The following is an 8985-nucleotide window of genomic DNA, read 5'->3' on the forward strand; positions in this document are numbered from 1 at the left end:
TACAGCAGGCCGTCCAGCAGGCGTTCGGTGTTCATTTCTTGGGGGTTGATATCGGGATGGAACGGCATCACGCGGGCATAATCCACGCGCAGATTGGCCCCGGCGGCGGCCCACGCCGTGCCGCCATCTGCCGGCGTCAGCACCGCCCGCGTGCCCGATGCGGCCAGCGCCACCGTGAAGCCGCTGCTGGTGAACGCCGCGCCGTTGTTGGTGCTCACTTCAAACGCTGCCGCGTAGATCGCTGCGCCGCCCAGGGTGCGCACCGTGCGGCCCAGCTCGATCTGCACCGTCGCGCGGCCGTTGTCGCTCCAGGCGGCAACCAGGCGCGGGCCATTGGCCTTGATCGTGCGATCAAACACCCACGCCAGCGCCCGGCCAAAGGTGGCACCGCCGCGCGACACGCCAACCATGTTGGTGTCCGGCACGGGCTGGAAAGACGGCGTGCCGGCGGGATTGGCATAGGCGCCGTGCCCGCTGCCGTCGCTGTCATCGACATTGTCCGCCCACTGCGGCCCCAAAACGCCGCGCGCACCAAGTTCCTGAAAGAACAGCACACTGCGGTCACGCGGCCCCACCGAACCAACCGTATCGGTGGGGTTGCGGTGCATCCGCCACGGTGGGATCACCAGCCAGGGCGCGCTGGCCGCATTGCTGAACCGCGCGTCGATGCCCGCCACATAATCGGCGCGCACTGTGCTATCGAGGCCCATGTTCGGCGACCACATGATGGTGTGGACATCAACGTGGCGGCGCAGCAGCGCGGCATAGGTTTCCACCACGCCGCTGTTGTTGCCGCTGCTGGCCCCGGCCACTGCACCGATGGTGCCCATATAAAACCACGATGCGTGGCCCGTCCCGGCGCGGTGAACCGTAAGCGATTGGTTCGATGCCCAATTGCTCATGAAGCTGCCTTCGATGGCCATGTTGGCAATCAGCAACGGGTGGCCCGGATTGTGGGCATTCCACTCGTTCAGGCAGGCCACGCTGCCTTGTCCGCACACCGGCGTTTGCCCGCCGATCAGCCGCACCGCCGCCAGTGACGGCTGCAAATAGGCGGTCGGCTCCCCGCCGTAGATTTCGCCAAGGCGCAGCAGCACGCCTTGCGCGCCGGCCGAAAGCACCGTGTTGGTGCGATTGACGCCAAGCGTGGTGCCGGTGCCGCCCGATGTCCACGTGAGCTGCATTGCGCTTTGGGCGTGGGTGAGCATCACGGTGCCAACCAGCCAATCGGCCGAGGAGGCGAGATTGGCCGGCACGGCGGTGTCACGAACCTCCAGGCGATACGGCCCGCCCACCGGCAGCACGTCGCTGGTTTGCCACGCGCCTGCCGTTACGGTCAGTCCGGCCCAGTCAAATCCGGCCAGCGACGTGCCTGCCGCTTCGTTAACCCAGCGCCGCTGCACCGGCCCGGTGTGGGTGCCGGCCACAACCAGCGCCCGCGCGCCGCGCCCGCCATGGAATTTGACCGCCGGTTCGGTAATTGCCGGAACCGCGCCAGCCCAATGTGTCGGCGCGATGGTGGCGGCGCTGCCGTCCAGGCCGCCGCTCAAGGTGTTCCAGTTGGTCACCGCCAGGGCATTGGCGCTGTTGCTGCCGTTGTTGGCCAGGCCGCCGGCGGTCAGATCGGCCAGCGTCCACCAATGGGTCAGATCAGCCTTCGCAGCGCCGCGCAAATTGCCATAGCCCAGCGATCCAGCATTTTGCGCAGCCACCAGGCTGGCATAGGTGTGCAGCGTGCCGGCCCCGGTGCCATTGGCCAGCGCCAGCAGCGCGGCGTGATGGGGGCGATTGTTGGCGGTATCCCACGGGAAATCGCCGTCGCAGTGCGCGGCGTGCTGCAAAATCGTGCCGGCAGGCGTGTGCGTTGACGTGCTGGCCGTTGCGCCGTGAAACACCTGCCGGAGCAGGATGCCAGTTGCCGCACTCAGATAGCCGGCGGTGATCGGCGCAGCAATCACCTCGCTGGATGCGTCCCCGCCAACCCGGCACATCGCGGACCAGCCTTGCCACACCGGCGCGGCATCGGTGCCGGTGTTGCTGATGCCCCACAGCAGCAGATGCGTATTTGCCGCGCGGGTAAGCGCCGGCAGATTGGCGAACGGCTGTGTGGTCGCGGCAAAGGCCGCCGTGCCGCCCGAGCGGGCGTGCACCCGCGGCTTGAGCCGGAATGTGCCGTTGGCCGCGTTGTCGCCGCCAACGGCGAACACATGGTCGTTGGTCCCGTTGAAAATGCCGCCGCCGCTGCCATCGGCAGCCAGCAAGGGCAGCGCCGCGCCATTGTTAAAACCGCTGGCCGGGATTTGCAGGAACACTGCCTGCCAGAAACCAGCCACCTTTCCGCTGGTGCCCGCGATGGTGATGGCGGTGTTCAGGTTGCGCTTGACGATATCGGTGGTGACGCGAAGATCGGTCGCGCCGGTGGTTTGAACCCGAATAGCCATCAGCCGTTCACCACTGCGAGGCCGGCAGGTTCACCCACCAGCACGAAATAGGCCCCGGCCGGCGCATTTGTCGCCTTTAATGCACCGATCATTGCTGTTCCCCATCTGGTGTTCGCATTTGTTACAGAAAGTATGAAGTCCACACCGCCGCCCTGCACCGGGTGGCCATCATCTGGCGGCACCAACGCCGCGCCAATCGCAGCCAGCACGTCGGGCGCACCGATTGCCGACAACACCGCGCCAACAGCGCCCGCCTTCACCAAATCCCTGCGATCGATCATGCTCACGTCCTTCATGCCGCCTGTGGCGCCAATCTGGCCGCGATGCACGTCCGCTGCAATGCTTTGTCAGCCTCAGCCGTTGACCACGGCCAGGCCGGCAGGCTCAAAGGCCAGCACGAAATAGCTGCCGGGCGGCGCACCGATCGGCACCAGTTCGCCCACCGCCGCCGTGTCCCACAGCGTGATCAAACTGGCCGCAGACAGGCTGAAATCGGCTGAGCCAACAACGGCGATCCGCCGCGCGCCCATCCCGGCCCGGCCGACACCGCCGCCCACAAAGCCGCTCATCAGGCCACCGGCATGATGGTCAGGCTGCCATCGGCGGCGGCGTCGCGCACAAAGCTGACAAATTGCCCGCTGGTGATCTGCAGGTGGAATTTTTCATCGGCAGCCAGCGGAATCGATCCTGCCGCCACACCGGCAACCACAGTGCCGTCACCCACCCGGAAAAACCCGCGCACCGATGCGTGCAGCAGCACCTCGGTTGCCGCCACAGCCGCGCTTCGCACCTGGCCGGCGCCGGCCGTGGTCAAGCGCTGGCCAGCGGCATAGCCATAGGCGCGGGTGGTGGTCGCGGTGCGCTGGGTTGCCACCGACGCGCGCCCGCCATCCAGCGCCGCCAGCTTGCCATCGATGCTGGCCAGGCTGGAAATGGCGGTCGCTTGCGCCGCGCTGGTGGCCGCGCCGTTCAAACTGCCCAAATTCACCGTCGGCACCGCTGCAAAGGCCGGCAATGTGCCGCCAATCAGCACCGGCAACGCCGCCGCGCGCAACTGCACATCCGTCAGCGGCCCTGCCACGTTGATCGTCGGCGCTGTGCCGATGTTGACCGTTGGCGTGGCCGCAAAGGCCGGCAATGTGCCGCCAATCTGCACCGGCAGCCGCGCGCCGTTCGCATCGGCCACCGGCACCGCCGCGCCGTCGGGGCCAAAGGCCAGCTTGGCATAAGGCCAGTTCACACCCGCCAGATCATCAGTTGCAAACACCAGGCCAGTCGCTGGTGCTGTCACATTATCGGCCATCATCATTCTCCTGCGCGCACCAATATTGCGGAGGCTTGCTGCCGGGGCCGAAGCTCCGCCCCGGCCCCGGCAGCATCCCGATCAGATCAAGCCGAAAACCGCATCAGCTTGATGGCGCGGCTGTCCAGCACCGCGCCGCCCAAGCGCCGCGTGGCATAAAAATGCACATAGGGCTTGTTGCTGTAGGGGTCCTTCAGCACCGTGGTCTCGGCCCGCTGCGCAATCAGATAACCGGCGGTGAAGTTGCCGAAGGCGATCGACAGGCTGTCGGCGGCCACATCCGGCATCGCTTCCGCTTCAACGACCGGATAGCCCAGCAGCGTTTGCGGCTGTTCCGGCCCCAGGCCAGGCTGCCAGATAAAGGCGCCGTCGCTGGTCTTGAATTTGCGGATGCGCGCCAGCGTGGCACTGTTCATCACCCACACCGCGCCCTGGCGGTACGGGCTGGCCAGCGCATGCACCAGATCGATCAGGCGATCCTGCGGATTGGCCGCCGCAAAATTGCCCGCCGCCCCCGACGTGACGAACTGCAACGTGCCAAACGGGCGCGTGACGTCCCCGGTGGCCGCCACCGGAACGGTCAGGAACCCGCGTGGTTTGTTGATGCCATCGCCGGCAACAAACGCCACGCCTTCGGCCCGGGCAAATTCGCGGCCGATTTCCTCGCCCAGCCAGGTTTCCACATCAAAGCTGGCATCGTCCAGCATGGCCTGGCTCGCCGCCGGATTGGCATAAAGCTCCCCCATCACCGGGGCGATTTCGGCAAAATCCGGCGTTTCGGTTTCCGGCCGGCCCGCGGTTTCGGCCACCCAGCCCGATACAACACCGCTGGTCGTAACCAGCCGGCGATAATTGGCCGAACCCACATCCACCACCTGCGCAATCGAACGGATCGGCGATGATGCGGCCAGCACGCGGCTGATCACATCATCGATTTCGCGCGGCACCGCCAGCCCGCCCTTTGATGGCGCGGCGATGGTGGCGGCCTTGGCCTCCAGCGCCGGGCGAGAAATTATTTCGGCAGCATCAAAAACCGCTGCCAGGCTTTCAGATTTCACGTCATGCATCATGTTCACTCTCCTCTTGCCAGCCCAGCACCCGTGCCTCCCGCTGCATCGGGAAGGTCACCAGTGACACCTCAACAAGTTCCAGCCGGTCGAGCCGGCGGCCAGTCCGGGCCGGACTGGCCGCCTTCACCCGGTAACCGAAACTCAATCCCGTGATCGCGCCGGCCTTCACCAGCGCCGCCGCCTCCAGCCCGCGGCCCTGGCCCACGATCCGCGCCATGATCCGCAGGCCGCGGCCATCTTCGGCCAGCGACTCCACGATCCCGATTGGTTCGTTCGTTCGGTGCTGCCACAGCAGCGGGATCGGCGCGGCGGCATCGGCAAAGGCACCGCGCGCCACCACATCACCGCTGCGATCGGCGACATCGAACACACTGGCATAGCCCGCGACGTGAAGGTCGCTCATGGCCGCTCCCCGCGCACCAGCCCCAGCTTGAAGGCCAGGCCAAACAGCAGCGCGGCCACCATGGTGCGCACCAGCCAGCTCACCAGGCTTTTGACGGCGGATGATTTCACATCGCGCCAGCCCTGCACCAATTGGCGCAGCTCCTTGATGTCATGGCCGGCATGGTCATCCATCAGGCCGATGCGGCGCAGCGCGCGCTCGGCGCCGGTGTCCGCCGCTTCCTCGATAATGGCCTGCACGGTCACCCGCGCCGCGCCCTGGGCTTCGGCCTGCGCCACCAATCCTGCTAATATTCCGCTCATGCCGCTTGCTCCTCCAGTCCCAAAATTCGCCGTTTTTCAGCTGGTTCCAGAAAATCAGCCGCGTTCACGCTGGCCCACAGCCGCTCGCGATCTTCGGCCAGCGCCGGGATGCCATCGCGGTCGATGGCGAGGCTCAGCCCCGGCCACCACCAGCCCAAATGCGCCGCCAGCGCGCCCAGCAGCCGCGACAGCAGCGGCAACAGCGTCTGCCGCCACAGCGCGACATTGGCCTCGCGGTAATTGGCGTGGGTATTGTCACCCTTCAGCCCGAGCAGCAGCGGCGGCACGCCCAGCGCCAGCGCGATATCGCGCGCCGCCGCCTCCCGCATGCCGGCAAAATCCATCTCCGCTGGCGACAGGCTGAGCGCTTGCCAGTTCAGCCCGCCTTCCAGCAGCATCGGCCGCCCGGCATTGGCCGCGCCGCTGAACGCCGCCTCCATCTCATCACGCAGCCGGTCATATTGCGCCGGGCTGAGCGTCGATCCATCACCAGGCTGGTACATCAGCGCCCCCGAAGGCCGGGCGGCATTGTCCAGCAGCGCCTTGTTCCAGCGGGTGGCGGCATTGTGCACCGCCACCGCCGCCGATGCCGCACTCAGGCAGCCAGCGCCGTGGTGATCATCGAGCGGATGGAAGCTGCGAATGTGCAGCAGGCCGCCACCAGCTCCCACCGGATAGCGCCGAACCGCGCCGCCGGCACGGTACAGATGCGCCGCCGGCCAGCCATTGCTGTCCACCTCGATGCTCACCCGCTCCGGGCGCAACGCAAACAGCGCAGCCGGCAGGCCATCATCGCCGCACGCCACATCCACATAGGCATTGCCGTGCAACAACAAATGCCCGGCCAGCGTTTCGATCAGGCTGGGGCCGGACGCGCCAAAGCCGCAACTGCCCAGCAGCGCCAGCGCCGGATGGCCGGGCGGATTGCTGGTGATCGGCGCACCGCCGGCGCCTTCGGTCACCATCCGGATCGCCCGCGCCGCCACCGGATTGTCCAGATAGGCGGCGCGCACCTGGCCGGCAAAGCTGCCCGCCGCATCCGTCACCGGCGTCGCCCACACCGGAATGCGCGGGGCCGGCGGGCCGGAACCCGGCGCAGCAGCTTTTGTCCGCATGAACGGCAATCGCATACATTGTCCTCTCTGGTTAAAGTTGGCGAACGCCGGGGAGCGCAGCACGCGGGCCAAGCATCAAGGCCGATAGCGCCCACACCGCCGCATCGGCCCGGTCCGGCGAAGCCCCCGGCCCGGCATAGCGGCCATCATTCAGCAGCCCGCACAATTGATCTTCCAGCGCGGGAAACACACCAACATGCCAAACCCTGCCCTCGGCATACAGCGCCGCCACCGGTTCGGCCCGCGCCACCTTCCCGCGCGCGGCGCGCACCGCCGTCACCGGCAGCGCACTGTCCACCGATTTCAGCATCGCCATGACCATGGTACCGCCCTGGTTAATTTCTGCCACCACACGGTCCGCCCGCCATTGATCGGCAGCCGCCACCACCGCCCGCGCCCATTGTTCCGGCGCAACATTGCCCACGCTGCGATCATCGAGCAGATAGGCACTGCCATCACTGCCCAGCGCCGCCACGATGATGCCGCAGGTGCCGCCGCCCGCTGGCGGATCCACGCCGACCACCACCCGCACCAGCTCTGGCGCAGCCGGCCGGCGCTGGCGATCGATCAACGTCCGCGTCCACAATGCGCCGTCCAGATCATCAACAATCTCGCCGGCCAGCTCCTGCCGGCCCGTGATCGTGCCGCCAAAGCGCCGTTCCAGCCGCGCCAGAAATCCGCGCGGCAGATTGGTGTGATTGTCACCAGTGCGGCCGTGCGTCAGCACCACCCCAGGCTCGGCGATCAGATTCTTCAACCAATTCAGCGGCAACGGCGTGGTGGTCAGCATGATCTGCGGCGCCGCGCCCAGCCGGGTCGCCATGCGCAAATTCATCACCGTGTCCTCCCCGCCGGCCCAATGCGCAAATTCATCGCCCCATGCATAATCAAACTGGCCGCCGCGCAAGGCATCCGGCTCCGCCCCCGAAAACAGCCGCGCCTCGCTGCCATTGCCCCAGCGCAAGCGCTTGGCACCGGCCTGCCAGGTCAGCTCCACACCGGGCGGCAACCGGGCCAGCAGGCCGGATTGGCCTTCCACCATCACGGCGCGCGCGGCATCCAGCGTCGGCGCCACCAGCGCAAAGCGGCGCGGCTTCGCGCCGGTGGCGCGGGCATGCACCCATTGCGCCCCGGCATGCGTCTTGCCAAAACCACGCCCGGCCAGGATCACCCAGATGCTCCAATCACCACCGGGCGCGCGCTGCGCCGGCCGCAAACTGGCTTCACCCAACAGGTGCGTCAGCAAGCGGTCCTCGCCATAGCGGCGCAGAAATCGGCGCTGCTGGTGCAACGTCTGGGCGCGAAACAGCTCGATCAGTGGCTCTGTGTCGCCTGCATCTGCCATGGGCACATACTCCGGCTGCACCGGCGGCAACCGGATGGGTAAGGGAAAATGATGAAGGCCGAAACAGGCCAGAACAGCCTCCGGCGGGCAGGGCTGAGCCCTGCACCATTTTCGTTCTGGTTCGTTCCCAGCCTTCGAAACATGGCGCCAAACCAACAATCGGGTGCAGGGGTCACCCCTGCCCGCCGGAGGCTCTGGTGATTTTCTCTATTGTTCACCGGGCGCCCGGCACTCCGGCCAGCGCCCGCAGCTCGGCCCGCAACTGCGCCGCGCCGGCGCCATCGGCCGGGCGAGCGGCGCCGGTGCGCGTCACCGGCTTGTCACGCCGGTTGACGATGGCCAGCGCCAGCCTGATATCGATCTGGGTGGTGCGCGCCGTCTTGCTACTGCCTGTTGCCAATTTCGGATCCGGCTCCGGAGCGTCATCGGTGTCTTCAAGCAACGCCGCGAGCACCCGGCTTTCCACCCGTTCCCAGGCATAGTTCACCGCGGCCAGCCATTCGGCGGCAAAAGACGGATCGGCATCACGCTGGCGGAACAACATGAACAGCGGCAGGCCTAGCTGATCAGCAGCGACGGCCGGATCGCCGTGGCGGGCGAGCAGTTCCACAAACGCCGTGCGATCCCGGCGCGAACCCACCAACCGCCGCGCTTCCCGCGTGCCCGGCCGATAACGATTGCGCTCCCGAACGCGCACCGTCCCGGTCAGAACCGGATCAACATTGGGCAGATCAATGGGGGTAGACGCGCCAAAATCCTGCGTCGGCGCAGCAAGCATATCAAGCATGAGTTTGGTCCCCGGCTGAGCAGCAGAAGGACCGGTTCAGTCCGATTCCGCAGGCATGCCGGTTATCTAACCCAAAGCGTGACGGTAGTCAAGTTATTTGTGCCTATTTGGTTCGCTGGATGATAGAAGCCAACCCGTCCCGACGCTCCCTCACCCAAACAGGAAATCATTCGCCGCCAGCGCGGCAGGCGCGACGCCGATGATGGTGATGGCGGTGGC

10 protein-coding genes are annotated in these 8985 nt (G+C 66.8%); all 10 read right to left on the reverse strand.

Going from position 1 to position 8985, the window contains the following annotated elements; all coding sequences use genetic code 11:
- Nucleotides 1-2441, reverse strand: a 2441-nt coding sequence (locus ABWP50_RS12555; RefSeq protein WP_353218327.1) for a hypothetical protein, incomplete at its 3' end; no start/stop codon positions are given.
- Entirely contained in the window at nt 2441-2722 is a 282-nt protein-coding gene (locus tag ABWP50_RS12560; protein WP_353218328.1) for a hypothetical protein, read from the reverse strand. The genes ABWP50_RS12555 and ABWP50_RS12560, both read right to left, overlap by 1 nt.
- Before the next feature lie 72 nt (nt 2723-2794).
- Nucleotides 2795-3010, reverse strand: a complete 216-nt coding sequence (locus ABWP50_RS12565; RefSeq protein WP_353218329.1) for a hypothetical protein — start codon at nt 3008-3010, stop codon at nt 2795-2797.
- A complete protein-coding gene (locus ABWP50_RS12570; RefSeq protein WP_353218330.1) occupies nt 3010-3708 on the reverse strand; it encodes a hypothetical protein in 699 nt (232 codons plus the stop codon). Before ABWP50_RS12570 ends, ABWP50_RS12565 begins: the two co-directional genes overlap by 1 nt.
- Nucleotides 3709-3830: 122 nt before the next feature.
- Nucleotides 3831-4811: a phage major capsid protein gene (locus ABWP50_RS12575; protein ID WP_353218336.1), complete on the reverse strand. Its 981-nt coding sequence runs from the start codon at nt 4809-4811 to the stop codon at nt 3831-3833.
- A complete protein-coding gene (locus ABWP50_RS12580) occupies nt 4804-5217 on the reverse strand; it encodes an HK97 family phage prohead protease (RefSeq protein ID WP_353218331.1) in 414 nt (137 codons plus the stop codon). The genes ABWP50_RS12575 and ABWP50_RS12580 overlap by 8 nt, the downstream gene beginning before the upstream one ends.
- Entirely contained in the window at nt 5214-5519 is a 306-nt protein-coding gene (locus ABWP50_RS12585; RefSeq protein ID WP_353218332.1) for a DUF6127 family protein, read from the reverse strand. Before ABWP50_RS12585 ends, ABWP50_RS12580 begins: the two co-directional genes overlap by 4 nt.
- Entirely contained in the window at nt 5516-6634 is a 1119-nt protein-coding gene (locus tag ABWP50_RS12590) for a phage portal protein (protein ID WP_353218333.1), read from the reverse strand. Before ABWP50_RS12590 ends, ABWP50_RS12585 begins: the two co-directional genes overlap by 4 nt.
- Before the next feature lie 31 nt (nt 6635-6665).
- Nucleotides 6666-7979 (reverse strand): DNA-packaging protein, encoded by a 1314-nt coding sequence (locus ABWP50_RS12595; RefSeq protein WP_353218334.1) that lies wholly within the window; start codon nt 7977-7979, stop codon nt 6666-6668.
- Between the two features lie 214 nt (nt 7980-8193).
- A complete protein-coding gene (locus tag ABWP50_RS12600; protein WP_353218335.1) occupies nt 8194-8766 on the reverse strand; it encodes a hypothetical protein in 573 nt (190 codons plus the stop codon).
- Between the last annotated feature and the right edge of the window lie 219 nt (nt 8767-8985).

The sequence above is a fragment of the Sandarakinorhabdus sp. genome (genome assembly GCF_040398645.1).
In the GTDB taxonomy this organism is placed as follows: Bacteria; Pseudomonadota; Alphaproteobacteria; order Sphingomonadales; family Sphingomonadaceae; genus Sandarakinorhabdus.

Bases quoted from the DNA above. Each gene is read 5' to 3' on its own strand.
- ABWP50_RS12560 (WP_353218328.1), bottom strand. From the start codon at position 2,722: ATGATCGATCGCAGGGATTTGGTGAAGGCGGGCGCTGTTGGCGCGGTG.
- ABWP50_RS12565 (WP_353218329.1), bottom strand. From the start codon at position 3,010: ATGAGCGGCTTTGTGGGCGGCGGTGTCGGCCGGGCCGGGATGGGCGCG.
- ABWP50_RS12575 (WP_353218336.1), bottom strand. From the start codon at position 4,811: ATGCATGACGTGAAATCTGAAAGCCTGGCAGCGGTTTTTGATGCTGCC.
- ABWP50_RS12580 (WP_353218331.1), bottom strand. From the start codon at position 5,217: ATGAGCGACCTTCACGTCGCGGGCTATGCCAGTGTGTTCGATGTCGCC.
- ABWP50_RS12585 (WP_353218332.1), bottom strand. From the start codon at position 5,519: ATGAGCGGAATATTAGCAGGATTGGTGGCGCAGGCCGAAGCCCAGGGC.
- ABWP50_RS12590 (WP_353218333.1), bottom strand. From the start codon at position 6,634: ATGCGGACAAAAGCTGCTGCGCCGGGTTCCGGCCCGCCGGCCCCGCGC.
- ABWP50_RS12595 (WP_353218334.1), bottom strand. From the start codon at position 7,979: ATGGCAGATGCAGGCGACACAGAGCCACTGATCGAGCTGTTTCGCGCC.
- ABWP50_RS12600 (WP_353218335.1), bottom strand. From the start codon at position 8,766: ATGCTTGATATGCTTGCTGCGCCGACGCAGGATTTTGGCGCGTCTACC.